Source organism: Streptomyces asoensis (genome assembly GCF_013085465.1).
Lineage (GTDB): Bacteria > Actinomycetota > Actinomycetes > Streptomycetales > Streptomycetaceae > Streptomyces > Streptomyces cacaoi_A.
Genome location: NZ_CP049838.1, coordinates 5,264,314 through 5,286,699, shown reverse-complemented (window position 1 = coordinate 5,286,699; position 22,386 = coordinate 5,264,314). Strand labels below are relative to the sequence as shown.

25 protein-coding genes and 1 pseudogene are annotated in these 22,386 nt (G+C 71.6%); 10 read left to right on the top strand and 16 right to left on the bottom strand.

The annotated features are described in order from the left end of the window. Window positions 1-95: 95 nt before the first annotated feature. From G9272_RS23650 to G9272_RS23640, 3 genes are all read left to right on the top strand, one after another. Window positions 96-308, top strand: a complete 213-nt coding sequence (locus tag G9272_RS23650; RefSeq protein WP_253267911.1) for a CBS domain-containing protein — start codon at window positions 96-98, stop codon at window positions 306-308. Between the two features lie 6 nt (window positions 309-314). Beyond that, window positions 315-629 carry an SCO5918 family protein gene (locus G9272_RS23645; protein ID WP_171398419.1) on the top strand — a complete coding sequence of 105 codons (315 nt, stop codon included), beginning with the start codon at window positions 315-317 and terminating at the stop codon, window positions 627-629. A gap of 451 nt (window positions 630-1,080) precedes the next feature. Further along, window positions 1,081-1,419, top strand: coding sequence for a MerR family transcriptional regulator (locus tag G9272_RS23640; RefSeq protein WP_171398418.1), 339 nt, complete (start codon window positions 1,081-1,083; stop codon window positions 1,417-1,419). Window positions 1,420-1,421: 2 nt separating this feature from the next. Here the strand turns inward: G9272_RS23640 and G9272_RS23635 are convergent, their stop codons facing one another. The 3 genes from G9272_RS23635 to G9272_RS23625 form a co-directional block, all read right to left on the bottom strand. Next, on the bottom strand, window positions 1,422-1,772 hold the full coding sequence (locus G9272_RS23635) for an SCO4225 family membrane protein (protein ID WP_171398417.1): 351 nt from the start codon (window positions 1,770-1,772) through the stop codon (window positions 1,422-1,424). A gap of 127 nt (window positions 1,773-1,899) precedes the next feature. After that, window positions 1,900-2,583 carry a response regulator gene (locus G9272_RS23630; protein WP_171398416.1) on the bottom strand — a complete coding sequence of 228 codons (684 nt, stop codon included), beginning with the start codon at window positions 2,581-2,583 and terminating at the stop codon, window positions 1,900-1,902. Then, window positions 2,580-4,913, bottom strand: coding sequence for a sensor histidine kinase (locus tag G9272_RS23625; RefSeq protein WP_171398415.1), 2,334 nt, complete (start codon window positions 4,911-4,913; stop codon window positions 2,580-2,582). Before G9272_RS23625 ends, G9272_RS23630 begins: the two co-directional genes overlap by 4 nt. 249 nt (window positions 4,914-5,162) lie before the next feature. On the opposite strand from G9272_RS23625, the gene G9272_RS23620 reads away from it, so the two are divergent. Continuing rightward, window positions 5,163-5,612: a DUF5707 domain-containing protein gene (locus G9272_RS23620; protein ID WP_171398414.1), complete on the top strand. Its 450-nt coding sequence runs from the start codon at window positions 5,163-5,165 to the stop codon at window positions 5,610-5,612. 13 nt (window positions 5,613-5,625) lie between these two features. On the opposite strand, the gene G9272_RS23615 is transcribed toward G9272_RS23620, so the two are convergent. The 4 genes from G9272_RS23615 to G9272_RS23600 form a co-directional block, all read right to left on the bottom strand. Then, window positions 5,626-6,723, bottom strand: coding sequence for a CU044_5270 family protein (locus tag G9272_RS23615; RefSeq protein ID WP_171398413.1), 1,098 nt, complete (start codon window positions 6,721-6,723; stop codon window positions 5,626-5,628). Further along, window positions 6,720-7,427: an RNA polymerase sigma factor gene (locus tag G9272_RS23610; protein WP_171398412.1), complete on the bottom strand. Its 708-nt coding sequence runs from the start codon at window positions 7,425-7,427 to the stop codon at window positions 6,720-6,722. The genes G9272_RS23615 and G9272_RS23610 overlap by 4 nt, the downstream gene beginning before the upstream one ends. Window positions 7,428-7,545: 118 nt before the next feature. Continuing rightward, a complete protein-coding gene (locus G9272_RS23605) occupies window positions 7,546-8,193 on the bottom strand; it encodes an SRPBCC family protein (protein WP_171398411.1) in 648 nt (215 codons plus the stop codon). Window positions 8,194-8,362: 169 nt separating this feature from the next. Further along, window positions 8,363-9,394 (bottom strand): medium chain dehydrogenase/reductase family protein, encoded by a 1,032-nt coding sequence (locus G9272_RS23600; RefSeq protein ID WP_171398410.1) that lies wholly within the window; start codon window positions 9,392-9,394, stop codon window positions 8,363-8,365. Window positions 9,395-9,545: 151 nt separating this feature from the next. Between G9272_RS23600 and G9272_RS23595 the strand changes: the two genes are divergently transcribed. Beyond that, complete coding sequence (locus G9272_RS23595) at window positions 9,546-10,205, top strand: TetR/AcrR family transcriptional regulator (RefSeq protein WP_171398409.1); 660 nt, start codon at window positions 9,546-9,548, stop codon at window positions 10,203-10,205. Window positions 10,206-10,267: 62 nt separating this feature from the next. Here the strand turns inward: G9272_RS23595 and G9272_RS23590 are convergent, their stop codons facing one another. Then, window positions 10,268-10,813 (bottom strand): hypothetical protein, encoded by a 546-nt coding sequence (locus G9272_RS23590; RefSeq protein ID WP_171398408.1) that lies wholly within the window; start codon window positions 10,811-10,813, stop codon window positions 10,268-10,270. Next, entirely contained in the window at window positions 10,789-11,073 is a 285-nt protein-coding gene (locus G9272_RS23585; RefSeq protein ID WP_171398407.1) for a hypothetical protein, read from the bottom strand. Before G9272_RS23585 ends, G9272_RS23590 begins: the two co-directional genes overlap by 25 nt. Before the next feature lie 118 nt (window positions 11,074-11,191). Here G9272_RS23585 and G9272_RS23580 point away from each other — a divergent pair, with 118 nt between their 5' ends. After that, on the top strand, window positions 11,192-11,650 hold the full coding sequence (locus G9272_RS23580; protein ID WP_171398406.1) for a pyridoxamine 5'-phosphate oxidase family protein: 459 nt from the start codon (window positions 11,192-11,194) through the stop codon (window positions 11,648-11,650). Between the two features lie 72 nt (window positions 11,651-11,722). Here the strand turns inward: G9272_RS23580 and G9272_RS23575 are convergent, their stop codons facing one another. Next, entirely contained in the window at window positions 11,723-13,306 is a 1,584-nt protein-coding gene (locus tag G9272_RS23575; RefSeq protein WP_171398405.1) for a carbohydrate-binding protein, read from the bottom strand. A gap of 262 nt (window positions 13,307-13,568) precedes the next feature. Here G9272_RS23575 and G9272_RS23570 point away from each other — a divergent pair, with 262 nt between their 5' ends. Together G9272_RS23570 and G9272_RS23565 are read left to right on the top strand one after the other, a co-directional pair. Next, complete coding sequence (locus tag G9272_RS23570) at window positions 13,569-14,498, top strand: SCO2400 family protein (RefSeq protein ID WP_171398404.1); 930 nt, start codon at window positions 13,569-13,571, stop codon at window positions 14,496-14,498. Window positions 14,499-14,773: 275 nt separating this feature from the next. Next, complete coding sequence (locus G9272_RS23565) at window positions 14,774-15,229, top strand: tellurite resistance TerB family protein (RefSeq protein ID WP_171398403.1); 456 nt, start codon at window positions 14,774-14,776, stop codon at window positions 15,227-15,229. A gap of 66 nt (window positions 15,230-15,295) precedes the next feature. On the opposite strand, the gene G9272_RS23560 is transcribed toward G9272_RS23565, so the two are convergent. The 3 genes from G9272_RS23560 to G9272_RS23550 all read right to left on the bottom strand — a co-directional run bounded on the left by G9272_RS23560 (window position 15,296) and on the right by G9272_RS23550 (window position 19,144). Next, window positions 15,296-18,331 (bottom strand): M4 family metallopeptidase, encoded by a 3,036-nt coding sequence (locus G9272_RS23560; RefSeq protein WP_171398402.1) that lies wholly within the window; start codon window positions 18,329-18,331, stop codon window positions 15,296-15,298. Between the two features lie 113 nt (window positions 18,332-18,444). Beyond that, a complete protein-coding gene (locus G9272_RS23555) occupies window positions 18,445-18,807 on the bottom strand; it encodes a DUF952 domain-containing protein (protein WP_171398401.1) in 363 nt (120 codons plus the stop codon). 22 nt (window positions 18,808-18,829) lie between these two features. Then, window positions 18,830-19,144, bottom strand: coding sequence for an SCO0607 family lipoprotein (locus G9272_RS23550; protein ID WP_253267909.1), 315 nt, complete (start codon window positions 19,142-19,144; stop codon window positions 18,830-18,832). A 347-nt stretch (window positions 19,145-19,491) separates the two neighbouring features. Between G9272_RS23550 and G9272_RS23545 the strand changes: the two genes are divergently transcribed. Both G9272_RS23545 and G9272_RS23540 read left to right on the top strand, forming a co-directional pair. Further along, complete coding sequence (locus tag G9272_RS23545) at window positions 19,492-19,695, top strand: cold-shock protein (RefSeq protein WP_020133270.1); 204 nt, start codon at window positions 19,492-19,494, stop codon at window positions 19,693-19,695. 131 nt (window positions 19,696-19,826) lie between these two features. Further along, a complete protein-coding gene (locus G9272_RS23540) occupies window positions 19,827-21,335 on the top strand; it encodes a DEAD/DEAH box helicase (RefSeq protein WP_171398400.1) in 1,509 nt (502 codons plus the stop codon). Window positions 21,336-21,360: 25 nt separating this feature from the next. Here the strand turns inward: G9272_RS23540 and G9272_RS23535 are convergent, their stop codons facing one another. The 3 genes and pseudogenes from G9272_RS23535 to G9272_RS23525 form a co-directional block, all read right to left on the bottom strand. Next, a complete protein-coding gene (locus G9272_RS23535; protein ID WP_171398399.1) occupies window positions 21,361-21,573 on the bottom strand; it encodes a DUF4287 domain-containing protein in 213 nt (70 codons plus the stop codon). A 56-nt stretch (window positions 21,574-21,629) separates the two neighbouring features. Continuing rightward, entirely contained in the window at window positions 21,630-21,992 is a 363-nt protein-coding gene (locus tag G9272_RS23530; RefSeq protein WP_171398398.1) for a hypothetical protein, read from the bottom strand. Between the two features lie 78 nt (window positions 21,993-22,070). Then, window positions 22,071-22,370 (bottom strand): annotated as a pseudogene (locus tag G9272_RS23525) (ATP-binding protein); the annotation flags it as partial. Window positions 22,371-22,386: the final 16 nt, after the last annotated feature.

The following is a 22,386-nucleotide window of genomic DNA, read 5'->3' as shown; positions in this document are numbered from 1 at the left end:
CATCTCCGCAGGAGGCACCAGTGACATCGGTCCAGACGCACCCGGTACGGACGTGGCGACTTCACGACCATTCCGGGCCGCGGGTCCGTGACGACATGACCGTCGAGGTCGCCCTGTCCGTCATGGCCGGTGCCCGGGTCGACCATCTGCTCCTCTGCGACGGGGACGACCAGTGCACGGGCTCGGTCACCCGGGCCCAGCTGGCCGTTCTGCGCGCCGCTGCCACGTACACGGACCGGCTCCGCCTGCGGGACGTGCTCGACGCCCCGGTCCGGCCCTCGTCGAGGCCCTGCTCCTTCTCTCTGTGAGGCAACATGCGCTGTGTCATCGCCCGGTACCCGTTCGACCTCACCAAGGACGGCGTCATGGACTCGATGAAGGGCATCCCGCCCGAGCCCGTCACGGGTGAGTCCGTGACCATCGGTCGCCGCCGCTACCCCGTCAAGCAGGTGGGGGAGATCATCACCCGCCAGGACCGCCGTGATTTCACCGGCGGCGAGGTCGTCCGGGCGATGGTCCGTCTCGGCTTCACCTGCCACGAGCACCCCACCGCCACCCCCGTACAGGTCATGACGCCGCTCCAGAGCGCTTCGGCGCTGCTCGGCGCCCCCGGGACGTGGGAGGCCTGACGGGCCGAAAACCCGGAAGCACCGAGAGGGCCCTGCCGACACCCGTCGGCAGGGCCCTCTCGGCGTTGTACGGGCGCGGGAGGTATCTGCACCCCCGAAGATCTGAAATCTACTCTCGCCAGGGTAGACATTGGCATGCGGCTTGGGTAACGTTTCTTGCGTACGCACGACCAGGAAGTGGTCGGTTCAGAGGAAGGACGGAAACGCATACGCCATCAGGATCGCCCGGCCCGAGGAAGCTTCCGGGTCCGGGTACCGCAAGGCCATGGATTGGAAGGTGGTCCCCGGTCACGCAGCCGCGATCCACGCGCCTCCGCCCGTACGACGGGCCCAGGTAGCGAAAACAGAAGGTCGGCACAGCAGTACAGCCGACCGATGGTGTTGAATTTCCCTCGGGGCCCTGGTGCCGTACGGCACCAGGGCCCCTCGACGCGTTGCTCAACGAGGTGAAATGACAGCAGATACCCCGCTCGGTGGTCGTCTGGAAGACGACGACTATCCCGCGTACACGATGGGTCGGGCCGCAGAGATGCTCGGCACCACCCCGGGCTTCCTCCGCGCCATCGGCGAGGCCCGGCTGATCACGCCCCTCCGCTCGGAGGGCGGACACCGCCGGTACTCCCGCTACCAGCTCCGGGTCGCCGCCCGCGCCCGCGAGCTCGTCGACAAGGGCACCCCGATCGAGGCCGCGTGCCGCATCGTCATCCTCGAGGACCAGCTCGAGGAGGCTCAGCGCATCAACGCCGAGTACCGCCGCGCCGCGGACGAGACGTCCGACAGCTCCAGCTGAGCTCAGAGGGTCGGATCCGGGCGCTCGCCGCGGCGCAGGGCGCGGGCGCACCAGCCGATGACCGTGGCATTGACCAGCGCGCCGAACACGACGGCTACGACGAACATCGCGATGCCGTCCGGCAGCACGATGAACACGAAGCTTGCCGGAGCGGTGGCGAACACGGGGATGACACCCGCCATGGACTCGTCCGAGCTGTCGAGAGCGGTCACCACGGTCGCCCACACCAGCAGGCCCGCGCAGAGCGCCAGGTAGACAAGGGCGAAGACGTCACCGAGGGCGTGGCCCAGCCGGTGACGCAGCGGGTGACGCGGACGTCGGGGGAAGGTTCGGCCGGAACCGGTACCGGTCACGGGTGGACTCCTCGGTTGTGGTGATCATCGCGGTGGTCGGGGTCGTCAGGGTTCGTCGGACGGCCGGGGGCGTCGGACGGCCGGGGGCGTCGGACGGCCGGGGCGTCGGGGCCCCGGTGGAGTGCCGTCAGAGGTGGGTGCCCGGCGGGTTCGGATGGGCGAGGCCGAGGTCGTACGCGAGGATCGTCGCCTGGACGCGGTCGCGCAGACCCAGCTTGCGCAGCAGCGCGTTCACATGGGACTTGACGGTTCCGACGGTGATCCCGAGTTCCTCGGCGACCTCCGCGTTGTTGAGTCCCGTCGCGATCAGCGTCAGGACGTACCGTTCGCGGGCGGTCAGACTGTCCAGCTCGCGGGAGCCGCCTCCCGCCCGCTGCCCGGGACCCGCTCCGGACGCGTAGTGGCCGATGAGACGGCGGGTCGCGGAGGGGGCGAGCACGCTCTCGCCGGCCGCCACCACCCGGATGCCGTGCAGCAGTTCGGCGGGGTGCACGTCCTTGAGCAGGAATCCGGAGGCGCCGGCGCGCAGCGCGTCGAAGACGTACGCGTCGAGGTCGAAGGTGGTCAGCACCAGGACCCGGGGCGCGTTCTCCCGGCCGGTGATGATCCGGGTGGCGGCGATGCCGTCCAGTTCGGGCATCCGGACGTCCATGACGACCACGTCGGGCGCCAACTCCTCGGTGAGACGCACCGCGGCGACGCCGTCGGCGGCCTCGCCGACGACCGTCAGGTCCTCCTCGGCGTCGATCACGGCGGCGAACCCCGCCCGTACGATGCCCTGGTCGTCGACGACCAGCACCCTGAGGCTCATCGCTCCCTCTCCTCGTCGCCCTGCTGCGGAACCGGCGCGAGGGGCAGCCGGAGACCGACCGTGCCCGGTCGACCGGTGGTCAGAGTGCCGCCGAGCGCCGCGACCCGTGCCGCAAGACGCTCCCGTACGGCGGGGCGGGCGGCGCGCGGCACACCCGTGGCTGTGAGGATCAACGTAGCGCCGTCCGCGTCGAGTTCGAGCACCGCGGGCTCCTCGCCGCCGGCCGCCAGCACCGTCTCGGCGGCATGATAGGCGGCCAGGTCGACCACCGTGGGCAGCCGCTCCGGCACCCGGTCGGTCAACCGTATCTCGACATCGCGGCCGGTGGCCCGGCACTGGCGGGCGAGCAGGTCGAGCGCCTGGAGGGTGGGCTGTGGCCGCAGTTCGGGCGCTGTCCGCCCCTGGCGGACCGTGTCGAGCAGGGCACGCATCGCGGCCAGCGCCTCGCGGGCGCGTTCGGCGGTCGCGTCGAGCCGGCCCGCCTCGGCCTCCGTGACCATGTCGGCGGTGCGCGCCAGCACGGTGGTCTCCAGTCCGGCGGCGATCCGACGGCGTTCGGCCCACGCGTCTCGCACGGCCTCCTCGGTCCAGGCGGCGAGGCGTTCGTCCCGGGTGCCGCGGGCGGCCCGGTCGCGCCGCCCCCGCAGGGCCCCGCCCCAGCAGGCCGCGCCGACCGCCAGGGCCACCCCGGCCGTGGCCCAACCGACCAGCGCCCAGAGGGGGACCGTCGTCCCCCGACCCAGAACAGCGACCACCAAGGCCACCGCGTGCACGACCACGGCCGCCACCGGGAGCAACGAGGCCCGGGCCACGCGACGTCGCCCTCCGGCAGCGGAACCCCCACCCGCCGCCGTGCCGGACGCGTGCGCCGCGATCGCCGTGCAGGTGGCGAGGATGCTCAGCACCGGGGGCAGGGCGACCGGGCCGGTGTAGTCGCCCGCGGCCATCGCCACCGGCCAGAGCGGGGCCAGCCCGAGCAGGACGCCCTGGGCGGTGCGGGGCGCCCGGCGCAGCCACAGCAGCGCGACCGCCTGCGCCGCCGCCAGCAGGGCGAAGAGCACACCGGCGGACACCTGCGTCCCGCTCGACGTGGGCTGTGCGCGGATGACCAGGACGGGAAGCAACGGCTGGAGGACGAGGCCGGCGGCGGCCGTCAGCTGCGCCAGGCGGTAGTTCCGCGGCACGGACCGTTCCGTCGCGGCGGCGGTCCGGCCGGGCAGCACCGCACGTACCTCCCAGCCACCGTCCGCCGTCGGGCCGCTGGTCAGGCTGCCGCCCGCCTCCCGGGCCCGGGCCCGCAGGAAACCCTGGCCGCGGCCGCCGCCCAGGTCCGCCCCGTGCGCCGCCGAACCGGCCGTCGGTGCCGCGCTCGTGACCACGACCTCCGTACGGGTGTCGCCGTACCGGACCAGAAGGGTCGTGTGCGCTCCGGGTGCGTGCCGCGCCACGTTGGTCAGCGCCTCGCGCACGATGCCGTACGCCGCGTCCGCGACCACGCCGTCCGGCAGGGCGTCGATCTCGCAGTCCACCGGCTGGTCCAGCCGGCGGAATCCCTCCACCAGAGCCCGCAACCGTTCCTCCGGCGACGGCAGTTCCTCCCGGGAGGGCGTCGGCGCCCGCACCGCGCCGAGCGCCCGGGTGACCTCGCGGCCGGTCTCCGCCGCGAACTCCAGTGCCTCGTCGGCGAGTTCGGGACGACGGTCGCGCAGCCCGAGTGCTGCTCCCGCCGTGACCACGACGGCCGTCAGATGGTGGGCGCTGACGTCATGCAACTCCCGTTCCATACGCCGTCGTTCGACCGCCGGAAGCCGGTGCCGTTCGGCCTCGGCCCGCTTCAGGGTCCGTTCGGCCGCTCGGCGTGCGCGCCGGGTCCGCCGTACCAGCAGGCCGGCGCCGCACGCGGCCGCGTACAGCATCGCGGTCAGGACGAGGTCGAGTCCGTCGCGGTCACCGATCCCGTGCAGGCTGATGTCCTGGAGCAGCTGCCAGACGGCGAGCGCCGTCCCGGACAACACGGCGGTGAAGGTGTCGCGTTCGGTCGCCACGGTGAACAGGGCCAGCGCGACCCCCGCGGTCCCGAGGACCGCCATCGCCCCGGTGGGCAGCGGCCCCGCACCCAACGCGCAGGCCGCGGCGACCACGACGAGGGCCGTCACCGGGCGGGTGCGGCGCAGGGCGAGCGCGGCCGTCACCGGACCGGCCACCAGGGCCGCCACGAGCAGGGCGGACGCGGGCGGAACGGCCCCGCGCACCAGTTCCGCGCCCGGCCACACGGCGGCCTGGGCGCAGATCAGCAGGACCGGGAGCAGCCGGTCGTCGGTTCGTTTCATGGCCGGTCCAGGCTAAGCCGCAGGTGAGCGGGCCTCCCTCCGGCTGGAGGCGGATTTCGTTCTCTTACCTGGGTTGCAGTTCCTCTACCTGCGGTTCGACACGGCGATCGTCCCGCAGCGCGAGGACAGGCCCCGGCCCCCGGCCCTAGCCTCGATCACATCGAGAAGGCGGTCGACCACCGCTTCTCCGCACCGAATTCAGCGAATTCAGCGAATCAAGCCCAACCAGCGAATCCAGGGGGATCTCCCATGTCCAAGCGCGTTCTCGTCTCGTCGATCGTCGGTGTCGTCGTCCTCGGCGGAGTGGCCGCCGGCGGTCTCGCCATGGCCTACGGCGCCACCGAGCCGACCGTGGCGAACGGCTCGGCCCGCTATGTCGCCCCGTCCGACGGCAGTGCGGGCGCACTCACCTTCACCGCGGACGTGAGTGACGACTCGGGCGTCCGGGGCCTCAAGGTCATCGCATGGCCCGTGAGTTCGAAGCTCGACCCGACCGAGGACGACCTGCGGGACGTGGAGAGTGCCGTGTGCCGGAGCGTTTCGGCCGAGAAGGCACGCTGCACCTACACGGTGAAGGTCACCGCGGCGGAGGCGGCCGAGCTGCCCCGGGGCAGCTGGCACGTCTCGGCGCTGGCGACCGCCAAGGACGGGGGCACGGCGTTCGTGTCCCGTGCCGCCGTCTTCGACGTCACCCGCTGATCGCGTACTCGGCTCAGCCGGCCTGGGACGGCGTCTGCTTGATGCCGTCGACGATCGCCCGGTTCAGGATGGCGCTGGTGTACGTGACCGTGCCGGGCTTGATCAGGGCGTCCGTCCCGCTGAGCCGCTTCACCTGGACCGAGCGCTCACCGAGGAAGACGTGGGTCTTCGTGTCGAAGATCCACTCCTCGCGCTGGCCGCTGGCCTCGTCCAGCCGGGCCACCGCCACCCCGTGCCGGCCGACCGCGTCCACCGCGTCGTTCACGACCACGACACCGGGGATCTTCGCGGCGGCCTTGAACAGCGCCGAGTACAGCTCCGCCGGCGGGTAGCTCTCGGAGAGCAGATCGCCGATGGTGGTGAAGGCCTGCTGGTCCGGGGTGTTTCCCTGGCCCTCGGTCTCCTTGTAGATCTTGGCGAGCAGCTCGTCGGGGTCGGTGGTCAGCTTGGCCAGGTAGTCGTACGACGGGGCGCCCAGGTGCGCCTTCGGGGTGTTGCCCAGTTCGTCGGGGAGGCTCAGGGTCTCGCCCTCGGGGCTGTCGTTGACGGCGGGGTCGATGAGCCAGCCCTTGGTGCCGTCCGGGGAGTCCCACAGCTGACGGGTGTGCAGCTGGTGACTGGCCAGGGTGGTCTTGTCGTCGACGGTCTTCAGGAAGGTGTCGGCCGACTTGGACTCGATGTAGATGTACTGACCGGGCTTGGCCACCGGGTGGTCGTCCTCGGCGGCCGCCAGCGAGATCTGGTCGAGCAGCTGGGGCAGGCCCTTGGTGGTGGCGACGCCGACGGTCGTGGTCAGGGCCGGTCCGGTGGCGACACCGCCGTCCCTGACCCCGTCGCCCCCGGTCCTCGCCACCCCGACGACGACCACGCCGGCCAGTGCGGCGGCCAGCACGGGCAGCGTGATCGCCGGGCGCGGCAGCCGCAGCCGCCGGGTGCCGCCCGGGGCGGCCGCCGCCGTGCGCTCTTCCTGTCGCGCTTCGTGAATCTGGGCCATCAGACGCTCCTTGTGGAACTGGTGACGGCCCGTCGGCAGGTCACGCGCCGTCCGGGCGAAGAGCTGTGCGCTCTCCGCCCCCTCGGCCGGACTCTGCCGGGACGTGTTCGCGTTCATCGGTTTCCTCCCTGCGCGGGCCGGACCACGTTTGCGTGATCGCCTCTTACCTGTCGGCCGATGCGGCCGCCTTCCCGATTTCCGCGGACTTTCTCGGACGTCCGGTCGGGCGTCCGGTCATGCGTCCGGTCGGGCGTCCGGTCATGCGTCCGGTCGGGCGCCGGGCGGCGGGCCGGTTCGTCCGCGGCGAGCGCCCGCAGCTTCTTGCGGGCCCGGGAGAGACGGGAGGCGACGGTGCCGACCGGGATCCCCAGGGCTTCGGCCGCGGCCTCGTAGTCCAGCCCCTCCCCCAGACAGAGCGCCACGACCTCGCGCTCCGGTCTGCGCAGACCGGCCAGGGCCGTGAGGGCCGTCGCGAGCCGCCGCCGGTCGTCGATCCGGTCGGCGACCTCGTCGGCGTGGTCGGGGACGGACAGTTCGGCCGCCGCGGCGGCGCCGGCCGCCGCCCGGTACCGCCGGTTGCTGCGGTACTGGTTGCGGGCGGTGTTGGTGGCGATGCCCAGCAGCCAGGGCCGCAGGGAGCCGCCCTCGGGGTCGACCCGGTCGCGCAGCCGCCACGCCTCCATGAACGTCGCGGCCATCACGTCCTCGGCCGTCGACCAGTCGGCGGTCAGCCGGAAGGCATGGTTGTAGACGGCGCGGGCGTAGTCGTCGAACAACTCCGCGAACGCGCTCGACTCCCCGGCCCGTACCCGGGTACGCATATGAGTGCTCACCTCAATGAGCTGTCCGGCACTCGACACCGACTTCCCGTGACCTGCGCCACACTCGCCACACCGGCTCGTACCGGGTCCCGGCGTAGAGGTTCGCACGCGGTCGCCGTTACCTCCGGCGGTGTTCGGCGGTGGTCTTCAGGTCGTGGAGCCAGGCTTCGAGGCCCGCGCCGAGTGCCGCGGTCGCGGTGGGGACGTCGGCTTCGACCTGGGCGCCGGTCCAGGTCTCCTCGGTGTGGACGCGGACACCGCCCTTGACCTCGGTGAAGGTCCACAGGTGGACGCCCTCGTCGATCCGCAGGCCCTGGCCGATCGCGGGTCCGCTCCACAGGACGCAGGCCCCGCGCTGGAGTTGCCGGACGGTGGAGGTGATCTCGAGGGTGGTGGCGGGGGTGTTGGGCGTGGCGGGCGCCGGGGTGGTCCAGCGGAACCGCGAACCCCTCCCGAGCCGGCCGGGGTCGAGGCGTTCGGCGGTGAGGACGGGCGACTGCCAGGACGGCCAGCGTTCGACATCGGTCTGGAGCTTCCAGACGGTACTCAGCGGCGCCTTGATCACCACGTCGGAGTGGTAGCGGATACGGGCGGAGGCGTCCACCCCCCGTCCTCGGCACTGGGAGGCACCGCTGTGGTGGGCGGTGGTCGGGGCGGACGCGGCCTGGGCGGGCGCGGCCTGGGCGGCCGGGGTGGTGGCGGCGAGGGTGCCGACGACGGCGAGTGCGAGCGGAAGTGCGTACGTCGATGTCCTGGTGCCGAGCATGAGGTTTCCCTTGGTCTGATGGCTTGGTGGCCTGGTGGCCGGTGGGCGTGGGGCGTGGGGCGTGGGGCGTGGGGCGTGGGGCGTGGGGCGTGCGAGGAGTACGGGGCGCGGGGCGCGGGGTGCGAGCGCCCCCAGACACGGGCGGAGGACGCCTACGGGTGAAGGCCCCCTACGGGTGGAGGACGACCTTGCCCGCGACCGTTCCGGACTCGGCCAGACGGAGGGCCTCGGCGACCTCGGTGAGCGGGAGCCGGGCCGCGATCCGGGGCGTCACATCACCGCGCTGGAGGGCGGCGAAGAGCTCGGTGAGGTCGCTCCGCAGGCGGGCGCGGAAGCGGTTCTTGGCCAGGGCGCGGCCGGCCCAGACGTTGAAGAAGTAGGCGCGGCGACGGTTGGGCAGCGCGTTCCACAGCCACAGCCGGCCGAGCAGCTTCAGCACCGGCCACTGCTTGGACCCCTCGTCGTCCCGCGTGGAGGCGGTGCCGTACGAGACGAGCGTGCCGCCGGGGGCGAGCAGGCGCCAGGAGTCGACGATGCCCCGGCCGCCGACGTGGTCGAAGACGGCGTCCACGCCACCGGGGGCGAGTTCGCGGATCCGCGCGGCCAGGTTGTCGGTGCGGTAGTCGACGGGGGTGACTCCCTGTTGGCGCAGGGCGTCGTGGTGGCGCGTGGACGCCGTGCCGATCACCCGCATGCCGGCGGCCCGGGCCAGCTGGACCAGGACCGAGCCGACGCCACCGTTGGCGCCGTGCACGACGATGGTGCCGCCCGCGCGGACCCGTGCCTTGCGGTGCAGCATCTGCCAGGCGGTGATGCCGTTGAGCACCAGGGTCTCCGCCTCCGCCGCGTCGATCCCGACGGGCACCGGCACCACGTCGGCGGCGTCGACGAGCACATGGCTGGACCAGCCGCCGACCTTGAGCAGTGCGGCCACCCGGGTGCCGGCCAGGCCGGGCTCGACGCCCTCACCGGTCGTCAGCACCGTGCCGACCAGGTCGTAGCCGGGGACGAAGGGGAACGGCGGCTGGTCGTAGTAGCGGCCGCGGCGCATCTGCTGTTCGGCGAAGGAGACCCCGGTCGCCTCCATCCGGATCAGCACCTGCCCGGGGCCCGGGGTGGGGACGGCTCCGTGCCGGATCCGCAGCCCTTCCGGCTCGACCTTGCCCGGCAGGACGACCTCGACGAGTCCCTCGGCGTTCATGACGACCTCCAGTGAGCGTTACTTGTGCTTGCGTTCGTTAGAAGTTGTAACGCAGATCCAAGGAGAGTGTCAATAACCTTCGTGATAGCCTCTAACTAAATCTTGGGGATGTAGACGCGAGTGCGTGAGAGCGGAGAGGTGGCGGCAGGCCATGGCCGAGACGGGCACGACGACCCCGCGGGAGCGCTATCGCGCCCAGGTGCGTGCGGAGGTCAAGGAGCGCGCGTGGGAGCAGATCGCCACGGCGGGGGCGTCGGCGCTCTCCCTCAACGCGATCGCCAAGCAGATGGGGATGAGCGGACCCGCGCTGTACCGGTACTTCGCCGGCCGCGACGAGCTGATCACCGAGCTCGTCCGGGACGCGTACCGAAGCCTCGCCGACGCCTTCCGCACCACCTCGGCCGCCGGCGGCGGCCTGACCGGACTGGCCCACACACTGCGCGACTGGGCGCTGGACGATCCCCACCGGTACTTCCTCGTCTACGGCACACCCGTCCCGGGCTACCACGCGCCCGACGACGTCACCACGATCGCGTCCGAGATCATGACGGCCCTGCTCGACGCCTGCGCCGACCTGCCCGCCGACGGTCCGCCGACCCCGCTCGCCACCCACCTCGAAGGCCTCGGCGACCAGTGGACGAACGGCCACGCCGCCCCGCCCGCCGCCCTCCAGCGGGCCCTGACCTGCTGGACCCGCCTGCACGGCGTCCTGTCCCTCGAACTGGCGGGCCACTTCACCGGAATGGGCTTCGACCCGACCCTGCTCTTCACAGCCGAACTCGACTCCCTGACCGGCCCGTCGGCGAACTGACCGGCACCCGCGAGGCCGAACGCCTCGAAGCCCCGCCTCGACGACCCGTAGCCGGGGATCGTCTACATATGGCGGGGATCGGTGGCGAGGAGGGCGGGATCGTCCGAGCGCAGCCGGAACTTGGCGTGCACGCCCAGGCTGTCGCGGGCGGCTACGTAGAACTCGTCGCGCTTCTCCTGGAACTCACGGAACGCCTTCATCCAGTCGTCCGGTGTGCCGGGGCGCATGTCGCGAACGAACTGTTCCAGGACCCAGGCGTGGCGCTGAAGCGCTCTGGCCGCCGAGATGGTTTCCGCGTCGCCCATGAGGAGGACGGCCTCGAAGGCGTAGCCGCGCTCCAGTTCGACTTCCGCCATCAGCTCCAGACCGGCTTCCTCGGCGAGTGGCTGAGGAAGAGGGAAAAGGCCCTTCCCCGCCGCCAGCCGGCCCGCCAGTGACGTGAACCGCTTCACCGCGTCGGCATAGCGCAGATAGCAGTCCAGACGGTGTTCGTCCCACCTCGTGGTGAGCTGGCGCCGCCATCGGGCCCGCTCCATCAGGGCCCCACCGACGTACGAGGCCGCCGCCCCGACCAGCACACCGATCAAGGTGAACAACTGTGCCGACATACCCGCCCCCGCCGATCACTGTCGAGTGGCAGCATCGCCACACCGCCGTTGGTGGCCCGCCTGAGCACGGCGAGGTGCAATTCGCCGACTCCGGCGATCTCGCAGACACGTTCCAGCATGGCCGGCGCCCGGTCCAGGTCGAGGCAGTCGGCCGCCGGCGGGTTGCACTGGTGATCGCCTTCGAAGGACTCCTCGGCGTGTGTCCGGCAGTCGGCGAGATACTCCGCAGAGACTCGGGCAAGCTGCTGGGTGACGGCCATGACAACCAGTATCCCGGGGGCGTCCACCCCTTTTTGAACGCCCCGTCCGTCACAGGATCCCCGACGGAGCCATCAGGTGAATTGAAATACCCAAGGGGTCAAGGGAGTTGATCACGGCATGACTCAAGGGCCCGCACCTCGCACATTGTCCGACGAAGCGCTCTCCGAACTGCTCGGACGGCAGCGGTTCGGCACGCTCGCCACTGTCCGGCGTACCGGTCACCCGCACCTGACCACGATGGTCTACAGCTGGGACGCCGACGCCCGGATCGTGCGGTTCTCGACGACGGTCGACCGCATCAAGGTCCAGCACCTGCGCCGCGACCCGCATGCCGCCCTGCACGTACCGGGCGACGACGTGTGGTCGTTCGCCGTCGCCGAGGGCGAGGCCGAGGTCTCCGGGGTCACGACGGTCCCCGGTGACGCGGTCGGACGGGAGCTGCTCGGGATGATCCCGGCGGACGCGCGGCCCGAGGACGAGGACGCGTTCCTGGAGCAGCAGGTCGCCGAGCGCCGGGTGGTCCTCCGGCTGAAGGTGGACCGGCTGTACGGGACGGCGCTCGACATCGACGGCTAGACACGGCTGGACTCGGCTGGACACCGTGTACGGGTGCGAGGGGAGGCCCCTCGCACCCGTACCGACCGCTTGCTACAGCGTCACCCTGCTGCCGCCCAGTGTCACCACCAGCTGGCCGTTCGAGGCGAAGGACCAGGCAAGGGCGCCGCCGTAGGAGGAGGCGCACCGGGAGCCGTTGGTGCCGGTCCAGAACTGGTTGGTGCTGTCGGCGTCGCCGATGGTCTTGTCGTTGGAGCCGCTGGCGTTGTACCGGCAGGACGTGTTGGTACGGAACACCGAGGTCCCCGCATCCCACGAGTAGTTGCGCTCGGCGTTGTCGATGCTCAGGTTGTTCGACACGGCCATGGAGCCCGGGTTGCTGTTGTACGTGAACCCGTGATGGCCGTTGCGGTAGGCGATGCTGCGCCGTACGACGTGGTTGACGGCGATGTCGTCGCCGCCGAGCTTGTAGCCGTTGCGGTCGCCGTTGGTGTTCACGGTGCCGTCGGAGAGGGTGCCGTTGTTGTAGGAGAGGGAGTCCTCGACGGTCACCGGACCGATGGCTCCGGTGTCCGTCTTGGTGTAGAGGTCCCAGCCGTCGTCGATGTTGTGGTGCGAGACGGCGTACCGGAAGACATTGCCGGTTCCGGTGGTGAGCTTCGCGGCGAAGCCGTCGGCGTCCTCGCCGTCGGAGTCGGCGTTGTCGTGCGACTCGGCGGAGAGGATCAGGTTGTCGGACGGCCACTGCGCGGCGGGCGTGCTGGAGGCGATCCGGCCGAGCTGGAGCCCGGTGTCGTGGTTGTACCGGGTGACGGTGCGCTCGATGACGTTGTCACTGCCGCCGACGTAGATCCCGTTGTCACCGGCGTGTTCGACGACGATGCCGTAGACATGCCAGTACGAGCCGAACAGCTGGAGCCCGCGGTTCGACGAACTCTCGCTCTGCGCCGAGAAGTTGAGGACCGGCGTCTCACCCGGGTAGGCGGACAGGGTGGTGAGCGCGCTCGCCGTGCCGCTGCTGGTCGCCGGGACGGTGACCGTCGACGACTGGGCGTACGTCCCGCCGCGCAGGTAGATCGTGCCGCCCGCGGTGACCCGGCTGATCGCCGAGGTGAGGGTGGTCGGGGCCGACTGGGTGCCGGCCGCGCCGTCCGTGCCGCTCGGTGAGACGTAGAGCGCGCCGCCGGCCGGGGGTGTGGTGCTGTCGGCGGTCGTCGCCTCCAGGTAGTCGACGTTGGGGAGGCCGACCGCGGTGGTCGGGGTGAGCCGGACGGTGTTGCTGCCCGCGTTGAGGGACACCGTGAGCGTCTTGGTGACCCAGGTCGTCCAGGCACCGGTGGCCTCGAAGGACGGCGTCTGCACGGTCGTGCCGTTGACGACCAGGGAGGCCGGGCGGGCCGTGGTGGTGCCGTTGGCGAAGCGGACGTTCAGCGTCGCCGTGCCGGCCGTGGCCGCGTTCACGGTGAACTGGGCGTATCCACTGGTCGCGTTGGTGCCGTTGCAGAATCCGCTGCCGGAGTAGCCGGTCCAGTCGGAGTCGATGGTGCCGGCGCAGACCGCCGGGGAGGTCTCGGCCTCGTAGCGGGTGGTGGTGGCCGCCTGGGCCGTGGTGCCGGACAGCGCGACGAGCGCTCCTGCCACCAGGCTGACGCAGGCCATGACGGATCTCAGCTGCATGATTCATCTCCAGGAACGGAACGAGTGCGGGTCGGCCGAACCAGAAAGCGCTTTCTCCCGGAAGTTAGGGGCGTGGCGTGAGCGCGTCAAGGGACGCGTACCTGTTTTCCGTTCACATTCATGGACGGCGACGCTGTGTGTGCCCCTGCGTGCTCCATCTCCTCAAGGGATCCGTGCAGGAGCGTCACACAGACTGCACACAGTCCTTCGAACGACTCGTTAGCGTTGCCGGCCATCGGACCCCCGCGTAGGAAGACCGCAGATGGACTACTGCTCCACGTGTCGCCGGCATCTCAACGGCGCCCTGGTGTGCCCTGGATGCGGCGCCTACGCTCCGGACATCGCGCCGGTCACGGTCGACCGCGGCATCGCCCCGGCCCGGGTCGCGATGACGACACGGATATCGACTCCGATGCCGGATCCGACGCCTCCGAGGTTCACGCCTCCGTCGACGACGTACGCGGACACCGCGACGTACGCGGACACCGCGACGTCGGCCGCCTCGTCGCCCGGCTCCGAGGCGCCGTCCGCGCCGTCCGTTCCCTACGCGCGGCAAGGGCGGGCGGCCCGTCGCCGGCAGCTGGCCCGCTGGAAGAAGAACCAGCGCCGAGCCGTGGTCGCGACGGCCGTCGCCCTCGTCGGAGGCGGGCTGACCTTCGCCGCGCTGGACCGCCAGACCGGCGACCAGGCGCAGGCGGCCACGGTGCCGGAGACCCCGACCACGGCGGGCGGCGAGGAACCGACCCTGGAGCACACCCGCCCGACGGTGACCCGCTCCGACGCGCACCGGGCCTCGCCCTCGCCCAGCGTCCCGGCGCAGTCGTCGACGAACACCCACCCGGACTCGCTGGCCTCTTCTCCCGCCACGACGCCGTCGGTCCCCCGGCAGCGAACCGGAACCTCGTCCTACGACGGAACGGCCACCGTCCCCACCGACACGGCCGGCACGACGGACACGACCGGCACGAGCGGCGCGACCGGCGCGAGTGAGCAGCAGTCGTCCGCTTCAACTGCCACCGACGGCACAAAGTCGTCGAACTCGAACTCGAACTCCACCTCGAATTCGTCGTCTTCGTCGTCTTCGTCGTCCTCTTCGTCTTCGTCGTCCTCTTCGTCCTCCTCGACGAGTACCGCTCCCGCGGGGACCTCGCCATCGGACGTCTGCCTGTTGGGCCTGATCTGCCTCGGCTGACCGGGCCGGGCGCGCTCGGCCCCAGCTCACGGCCCCAGCTCACGGCCCCGTGATTCACGAGTCCTTGGCGCGGCGCCTGGTCATCGACCTGTGCCGACGCCCGGCTGCGTGTTGTTGGTCCCGGGCCGCAGCACGGCCCACTACGCCAACCGCGACTACGGCGACCGGCCCCGGGGCACGGGGGACTGAGGGAACTTATCGGGGCGGCCGTTAGTTTCTACGTTGCTGTAGATCTTGTGCAGTCACTTACTCCGCCCCGACCTTCTGGAGTTCTCATGGCCCTGTGGGACCGCGTCAAGGAGTCCGCGTCGACGATGCAGACCCAGCTCGTGTCGAAGAAGAACGACCTCAAGAGCGGCGCCTTCCGCGACGCGAGCATGGCGATGTGTGCCCTGGTCGCGGCGGCGGACGGCACCATCGACCCCGCGGAGCGACGCCGGGTGGCGCAGCTGATCGCCTCCAACGAGGTGCTTCAGAACTTCGACGCCACGGATCTCCAGCGGCGCTTCGACGACAACCTCAACAAGCTGACCACCGACTTCGACTTCGGCAAGGTCAGCGTTCTCCAGGAGATCGCCAAGGCGAAGAAGAAGCCGGCCGAGGCGCGGGCCGTCATCCAGATCGGCATCGTGATCGGCGGCGCCGACGGCGACTTCGACAAGACCGAGCAGGCCGTCGTACGGGAGGCGTGCTTCACCCTCGAGCTGCCGCCGCACGAGTTCGACCTCTGACCCGCGTGGCGGTGGTGCGGGGGACCGGAGGGGTTCGCCCGCACCACGGCCCGTTTCAGGGGCGGGTCAGTCCTCGCAGGTGCCCGCCGGGCGGGCCCGGGTCACCACATCGCTGATGCCGGTGGTCGCGTCGAGCCACAGCACCCGGGTGCCGGAGGCCGCGGCGGCCGAGAGCTGCTCGCCCCGGTTGCACGAGACCCGGCTCCTGCGCACGGCGCCGTCGTTCCCGGACGTGGGCGTGAACTGCCAAAGCTTCGACAGGGTCGCGTTGCGCACCTGGGTGTCCGGCGTCCGGGCGGTCATCGTCACCGCCTCCTCGGAGGCCGTCACATCGGAGACGTTCAGCGCGTCCGGGCCGGTCTCCGGGCTGAGGTCGGTGACACCCGAGCCGTCGAGCGCCGCCCGCCGCAGGGTCGTCACACCGTTCTGGTCGATCTCGTCGAGCAGCCAGTACACGTGCCCGCCGGTGATCGCCGTCGGGCCGAGGCCGGTCCCTGATGCGGCCTGCTGGATCACCCGGTCCTCGCCGGTCGCCAGGTCCAGCACCCGGGTGTTGTATTCGTACGTGGCCGCCAGGGTGACCCGCTGGACCTCCTGGTAGGCGATCCTGCCGTGGCTCAGGGACGGGAAGCTCGTCCGGTGGTACCTGCCGCCACCGAGACGGACCTCGTTCGCCGGGTCGCTCATCCTCAGGTGGACCACGTTCCGCAGCCCGGCACGCGCCATGTAGTCGAAGGCCACCACATCGCCCTCGACGGCGAGGTCGGGCCCCATGCTCCGCCCGCTGAACAGCGTCTTGACGGGACCGCCCGCCAGCGGTCTGGCCAGGACCGCCACGGAACCGGCGCTGTACGCCTGCCACACCACCGTCTTCCCGTCGGTGACGGGGTTGACGTGGTAGCGGCCGTCGTTGGGACTCATCAGCTTCAGCTGCCCGGTGCCGTCCGTGCGCCCTGCCCACACCGAGTACGCCTCGGAGCCCTCCTCGTTGGACGTGGACGCCGTCCACCAGCCGCCTCCCGCGCCCAGGTGCGAGTCGAAGGTGTTGACGCGCTCCAGCAGCAGCTCGGAGTCGACACCGAGGGCCAGCTCCCAGTTGGGCACGATGCCATGGGCGTTGAACGCGCGCTGGACGGCGGAGAGGTCCGATCCGCCGACGCCCAGGGCCTTGGCGGCGGCGATCACCGCGTCCCGTCCCTGGGTGAAGCCGTCGAGCGGGGTGAGGTACTCGGTGAGCGCCTTGTACACGATCCGGTCGGCGAGGGCGGGACCGAGGTCCTCCCGGATGTCCCACAACGCCCCGGAGAAAATGGTCGAGTTGAGATGCACTCCGCCGTTGTCGGTGCCGAAGCCGACGCCGAGAAAGGACTTGGCGGTGGTGCGGCCGTCGTTGAGGTCGCGGATCGCGCAGTCGGCCGGGGACTTGGTCCGGCAGAGCGTCTCGCCCAGCAGGCCCGCCTGCGGGTCGTCCATCGCGACACCGAGGACGTCCGTCTGGACGGCGTTGCCGAAGTAGTCCGCGAGCGCCTCGTTCATGGCTCCGGACTGGCCCGCGTAGACGAGCTCCGCGGAGTGGCCGATCACGCCGTGGGTCATCTCGTGGCCGACGACGTCCAGCCCGGCGGAGAGCGGACGGTACTCGGCGTCGCCGTTGCCGTAGACCATCTTCCGGCCGTCCCAGAAGGCGTTGACGTACGGCTGCCCGTAATCGGTCGTGCCCACCAGGGAGTTGATCGACATGCCGTGCCCGTCGAGGCTGTCCCGGCCGTGCCCGGCCTTGTAGTAGTCGTACACCTGGCCGGCCGCCCAGTGCGCGTCCACCGCGCCCGCCTCGGTCGCGTCGGCGCCGAAGGCGGGGGTGGGCGAGGCGAACTCCTGGATGCCGGCCGGCCAGCTGCCGCTGACCTCGGAGGCCCAGGTGCCGCGCGCGTCCCAGGTGGCGAGCACGTCCTCGGTCTCGTTCTGGATCCGGGAGCGGTCGCGCAGGACGTAGGCGTCGCGCGTCTCGTCGTGGGTGATCCGGAGCGGGACGGTGGTCCCGTCCAGCCGGACACCGGAGCCGGTGTCCGTGTCCGTATCCGTGTCCGTGCCCGGTTCGTCGTCGGCTGCGGCTGCGGCTGCGGCTGCGGCCCGGACGCTTCCCGCCGGACCCGCCGCGGATCCGGCGGCCGCCGTCACGGGCGTTCCGAACGTCTGGATACCGCTGTACTGGAGGACCGGATATCCGGCCCGCGCGTCGATGTACACCTCGCGCAGCACCGGTTCACCGCGCGCCGGGTCCGCGCCCCGCACGGTGATGTGCCGGGTGAGCACGCCGGTGCCGGTGGGCAGCACGACCAGGCCGTGCGAGGTGCCGGTGAGCGGCGGCCCGTCCGCCTCGCCCTCCCCGCTCTCCGTGCCGTCCCCGCCCGCTGCGCCGCGCTCGTACGCGGTGAAGCCCTGCGCGCCGAGTTCGTTCAGCACGGCGTCCACCGCCCGCTCGACCGCGAGGGCGTCGTCGACCTCGGCGGCCGTGGTGTCGGCCCGCAGGCCGGTGAAGTACTTGCCCGAGGTGCCGGTGACGACCCGTCCGCCGTCGCTCTGTCTCTCCATCCGGACGATGTACTGGCCCCCGAGGACCGGCACGCCGTGGTACGTCTGCCGCAGCCGTACGACCTCGCGGCCGTCCTCCGCCGTGACGGTCCCGGCCGGCCGGAGATCGCGCCCCGGGTCCGCGATCCGGTAGCGGGCGCGCTGTGCGGCGAGGTGGGCGCGGGCCGCGTCGGCCGCGTTCGGTGCCGCGGGGGCCCGCTCCCGGAGCCCGTCGACCAGCGCGGGCGTCGCCGTGTCCGGCCCCGGGACCACCTCCCCCGGACTCGGCGGCACCGGTGTCACCGCCACCGCCGGGACCGCCGACACGACGAGTGCGGCGACGCCGATGAGCGCCGCCGCACCGTTGCGTAACGCCACCGGCAACCCGGCCGGTGACGCTGCCGGCAACCCGGCCGATGACTCTGCCCGTGACTCCGCCGGTCTCTGCCGGCTCGCTCTGGACTGACGCACAGTCCCCCCATTCCCCCTCGGAATCCGGACCGGCGGCGGTCGACCGCCGGGCACGGCCATGGAACCGGGGTTGTGCCGAGGCATCAACGGGGCGGGGGTTTCCACAGACGACTTCCGGCCCCGGTGCCCGCGGGCGGTGGAGCCGCCGGCCGATGTCCGCCGGCCGGTGTCCTTCAGCCGATGTCCGTCAGACCGGTCGCCGTGCCGTTCTCGTCCCAGCGGACCTCCAGGACGCGGGTCACGGCGTCCCGGTCGATCGGCCCGAACACGTGCGGGAACAGGGTGCCTTCGGCGACCCCGGGCGGCGGAGCGGGCGCGGCCGCCTCCCACGCGCAGGTCGCGGTGAGCCGCTCCTCGTCGAGGACGAGCGCCAGCAGCGGCCGGGGGCCGGTCCGGTAGAACGCGTTGACGACGGCGAGCGTGGTCCCCTCGTCGGGCGAGCAGTGCACGAAGCCGTCCTCCGCGAGCGAGGCGGGCGCGTAGGGCCGCTCGGGGGCGGTGTTCCAGTCGTCGAGCGGTACGACGTGATAAATCATCACCCCGTTATACAACGGGCGTTCACTGACCCTCGGGGAGCTCGATGATCTTGCCGCTCTCGTCGAGGGTGTGGGTGCTCCAGTAGGTGTCCCACTGGTCGCCGACCTTCTCGGGGACCTTGCCCTCCGGATAGCGGGCCCAGCCCTGCGCCGGCTCCTCGCCGTCCGGCACACAGTCGCTGCCGCCGCTGTTCACCGCCAGCACCGGGTACTCGCCGCCGCCGCAGCTCGCCTCCTCGATCTGAAGGGAGCAGCCGGTCAGCGTCGCGACGGCCACGGCGGCCGCCACGGCCACACCGGCCAGAGTGCGGCCCACTCCCACTCGGCTCCTGGTCATACGCACGGTCGGCTCCCCTGCACGGCTCGACGGCCGGCCAGCCCGACGGCTGCACCGGTTGTGCGATCAGCCTGCCGAGCGGCGGGAGTGTTCCTCTTGAGTACGGGTACTCATATGCCTGGGACGACGTCCCCAACACGTGTGAGTGGTGCTCTCCCGGTCCCCGGTCCCGCATCCGGACCTGTGCTACCGTGATAAAAGTGGCAGTTTCGGTTACCAGAGGCTTTTGAGTGCTCTTCGACCTTCCGTCGACGGGCACTCTTTTTGTTTGTGGGGCTTTCCCGATCCTGCCGCACCCGGGTCCGCAAGGTGCGGAGTCCGGGCATTGCCCCATAGGGAGATTCAACATGGCATCTGGCACCGTGAAGTGGTTCAACTCGGAAAAGGGCTTCGGCTTCATCGAGCAGGACGGTGGCGGCGCTGACGTGTTCGCCCACTACTCGAACATCGCCACGTCCGGCTTCCGTGAGCTTCAGGAAGGCCAGAAGGTTACCTTCGACGTCACTCAGGGCCAGAAGGGCCCGCAGGCGGAGAACATCCAGCCCGCCTGAACCGCCTGACGCCGCCTGACGCTGACGCTGACGCGATCGGCTGCGCATCACGCGGACTACGTGGCCGGGGCCCGCACTCCTGAGTGCGGGCCCCGGCCCATGGCATTTTCCCCTTTCGAGGAAGGTATCGGATGAACCGCAACAGCTCCGTCCGCTCCCGTACGGACCGGCGCCAGGGCGCCCCGTCCCGTTCGGCCAAGCCCGGGCGGAGTGGACGCGGGAGTCGTCCCGCCGCGTCCGGCGGTGAATTCGCGCTGCCCGTCACCCTCACCCCGGGGCTGCCGGCGGTCGAGACGTTCGCCGAACTCGACATGCCCGAGAAGCTGCTGACGGCCCTCGGTGCCGAGGGTGTGACCACCCCGTTCCCGATCCAGGCCGCGACGCTGCCGAACTCGCTGGCCGGCCGGGACGTCCTGGGCCGTGGCCGCACGGGTTCCGGCAAGACCCTCGCCTTCGGCCTCGCCATGCTGGCGCGTACGGCCGGACAGCGGGCCGAGCCCCGGCAGCCGCTGGCCCTGGTCCTCGTCCCCACCCGGGAACTGGCCCAGCAGGTCAACGACGCCCTCACCCCCTACGCCCGCGCGCTGCGGCTGCGGATCGCCACGGTGGTCGGCGGTCTGTCGATCGGCCGGCAGGCGAGCGCCCTGCGCGGCGGTGCCGAGGTCGTCGTGGCCACGCCCGGCCGCCTCAAGGACCTCATCGACCGGGCCGACTGCCGGCTGGACCGGGTCGCCATCACCGTCCTCGACGAGGCCGACCAGATGGCCGACATGGGCTTCATGCCGCAGGTGACGCAGCTGCTCGACCAGGTGCGTCCCGACGGCCAGCGCATGCTGTTCTCGGCGACCCTGGACCGTAACGTCGACCGGCTGGTGCGGAACTACCTGCACGACCCCGTCGTCCACTCGGTCGACCCGTCGGCGGGCGCCGTCACCACGATGGAGCACCACGTGCTGCACGTGGAGGACGAGGACAAGCACGCCACGACGACGGAGATCGCCGCCCGCGACGGACGCGTGATCATGTTCCTGGACACCAAGCACGCGGCGGACCGGCTGGCGAAGAAGCTGCTGGCGGTCGGGGTGCGCGCCGCGTCCCTGCACGGCGGCAAGTCCCAGAACCAGCGCACCCGGACGCTGGCCCAGTTCAAGGACGGCCACGTCACGGTGCTGGTGGCGACCAACGTCGCGGCCCGCGGCATCCACGTCGACAACCTCGACCTGGTCGTCAACGTCGACCCGCCCAGCGACCACAAGGACTACCTGCACCGCGGCGGCCGTACGGCACGCGCCGGCGAGTCCGGCACCGTCGTCACGCTGGTCCTGCCCCACCAGCGTCGGGAGATGACGCGTCTGATGGTGGACGCCGGCATCACCCCGCAGACCACCCGGGTCCGTTCCGGCGAGGCCGAGCTGAGCCGCATCACCGGTGCGCAGGCACCCTCCGGTGTGCCCGTCGTCCTCACTCCGCCGCCCGCCGAGGAGCGTCCCGCGCGCTCGGCGTCCACCGCGCGCTCGCGCCGTGGCCGTCCCGCGGCCCAGGGCGGCGGCCGTCCCACCGCCCAGGGCGGACGGCCCACCTCCCAGGGCCGTCGCCGCTCCCCCGCCAAGGGCAACGGCAACACCGCGAACGGCCGCTGAGGCCGGGCCGGGGGCCGGCGGGGGCTCACACGCCGGCGTCCTCCGCCAGCGTGTGCGCGACCAGCGCGTTGGCGTGGCCGTGCCCCAGCCCGTGCTCGGTCTTCAGCCAGGAGACGAGCTCCATGTGCCGGGTGAGCGGCGAGGCCCGGATCAGGGTCTTCCACTCGGCGATCGGACGTCCGTACTTCTTCTCGATCGACGGGAAGTAACTGGCAGGGCCCTTCACAGGTTCGGTCATGTCCGTATGACCGGCGCCGGCGGGAGAAGTGATCGGTGCCGGGGAAGTGATCCGCGTCACCCGACGTTCGCGGCGTACGTGGCGTACACGGCGTAGGGCAGCAGGATCGCCGGGAGGGTCAGCAGCCGGGGCCGGAACGAGCGGCCCGTCCTCAGCGGGCGCAGACCGTCGAAGAGGACGAGCAGCAGCGCGACGAACGCGGCGAACAGGACGAGGGCGATCAGCGCGAAGCCGCTGTTCTCGATCTGGTCGTACGTGCAGTGGTCCAGGTCGTGGCGGCCGAGGTCCTCGTAGGTGCAGTGCCCGTAGGTGATGTACCAGCGCGCGCACAGCACGACGACGGCCGTCGGGAGGCCGATCAGCAGGTGCACCAGGAGCGGCGGCAGGTAGCCGCGCAGTACGGAGAGTGCGGTACGCATCCGGTCACCACAGCAGGGCGGGGCCGGGCGGGCTGTGGCGGAAGCCACTCCTCCGGTCACAGGCCTGTCACAGCGGCCTCATCGCGCCGGGAACCGGGCCCTGACCTCCCATCCCTGGCCGTGACCGGCCGGTACCGGCCCGGTGCGCAGTTCGCCGCCCAGGGCCGTGACCCGCTCGCGCAGACCGACGAGGCCGAAGCCGCCGCCGCGGGCCTCGGCGGGTAGCTGGGTGCCGCCGCGGCCGTCGTCGACGACGGTGACGTCCAGGCGGTCGCCGCCCCGGCCGAGGCGGACGGTGACCGCGGCGGCGTCGGCGGCGTGCCGCCGTACGTTGGTCAGGGCCTCCTGGACGACCCGGAAGGCCGCGGCCTGCACCTCGCCGACAGCCATGTCC

Coding starts and splice junctions, on each gene's coding strand:
- G9272_RS23545 (WP_020133270.1), top strand. CDS start 19,492: ATGGCATCTGGCACCGTGAAGTGGTTCAACTCGGAAAAGGGCTTCGGC.
- G9272_RS23645 (WP_171398419.1), top strand. CDS start 315: ATGCGCTGTGTCATCGCCCGGTACCCGTTCGACCTCACCAAGGACGGC.
- G9272_RS23595 (WP_171398409.1), top strand. CDS start 9,546: ATGGCCGAGACGGGCACGACGACCCCGCGGGAGCGCTATCGCGCCCAG.
- G9272_RS23570 (WP_171398404.1), top strand. CDS start 13,569: ATGGACTACTGCTCCACGTGTCGCCGGCATCTCAACGGCGCCCTGGTG.
- G9272_RS23540 (WP_171398400.1), top strand. CDS start 19,827: ATGAACCGCAACAGCTCCGTCCGCTCCCGTACGGACCGGCGCCAGGGC.
- G9272_RS23550 (WP_253267909.1), bottom strand. CDS start 19,144: ATGACCAGGAGCCGAGTGGGAGTGGGCCGCACTCTGGCCGGTGTGGCC.
- G9272_RS23555 (WP_171398401.1), bottom strand. CDS start 18,807: ATGATTTATCACGTCGTACCGCTCGACGACTGGAACACCGCCCCCGAG.
- G9272_RS23600 (WP_171398410.1), bottom strand. CDS start 9,394: ATGAACGCCGAGGGACTCGTCGAGGTCGTCCTGCCGGGCAAGGTCGAG.
- G9272_RS23535 (WP_171398399.1), bottom strand. CDS start 21,573: ATGACCGAACCTGTGAAGGGCCCTGCCAGTTACTTCCCGTCGATCGAG.
- G9272_RS23615 (WP_171398413.1), bottom strand. CDS start 6,723: ATGAACGCGAACACGTCCCGGCAGAGTCCGGCCGAGGGGGCGGAGAGC.
- G9272_RS23530 (WP_171398398.1), bottom strand. CDS start 21,992: ATGCGTACCGCACTCTCCGTACTGCGCGGCTACCTGCCGCCGCTCCTG.
- G9272_RS23580 (WP_171398406.1), top strand. CDS start 11,192: ATGACTCAAGGGCCCGCACCTCGCACATTGTCCGACGAAGCGCTCTCC.
- G9272_RS23575 (WP_171398405.1), bottom strand. CDS start 13,306: ATGCAGCTGAGATCCGTCATGGCCTGCGTCAGCCTGGTGGCAGGAGCG.
- G9272_RS23610 (WP_171398412.1), bottom strand. CDS start 7,427: ATGCGTACCCGGGTACGGGCCGGGGAGTCGAGCGCGTTCGCGGAGTTG.
- G9272_RS23590 (WP_171398408.1), bottom strand. CDS start 10,813: ATGTCGGCACAGTTGTTCACCTTGATCGGTGTGCTGGTCGGGGCGGCG.
- G9272_RS23605 (WP_171398411.1), bottom strand. CDS start 8,193: ATGCTCGGCACCAGGACATCGACGTACGCACTTCCGCTCGCACTCGCC.
- G9272_RS23565 (WP_171398403.1), top strand. CDS start 14,774: ATGGCCCTGTGGGACCGCGTCAAGGAGTCCGCGTCGACGATGCAGACC.
- G9272_RS23650 (WP_253267911.1), top strand. CDS start 96: ATGACCGTCGAGGTCGCCCTGTCCGTCATGGCCGGTGCCCGGGTCGAC.
- G9272_RS23620 (WP_171398414.1), top strand. CDS start 5,163: ATGTCCAAGCGCGTTCTCGTCTCGTCGATCGTCGGTGTCGTCGTCCTC.
- G9272_RS23585 (WP_171398407.1), bottom strand. CDS start 11,073: ATGGCCGTCACCCAGCAGCTTGCCCGAGTCTCTGCGGAGTATCTCGCC.
- G9272_RS23625 (WP_171398415.1), bottom strand. CDS start 4,913: ATGAAACGAACCGACGACCGGCTGCTCCCGGTCCTGCTGATCTGCGCC.
- G9272_RS23630 (WP_171398416.1), bottom strand. CDS start 2,583: ATGAGCCTCAGGGTGCTGGTCGTCGACGACCAGGGCATCGTACGGGCG.
- G9272_RS23560 (WP_171398402.1), bottom strand. CDS start 18,331: ATGGCCGTGCCCGGCGGTCGACCGCCGCCGGTCCGGATTCCGAGGGGG.
- G9272_RS23640 (WP_171398418.1), top strand. CDS start 1,081: ATGACAGCAGATACCCCGCTCGGTGGTCGTCTGGAAGACGACGACTAT.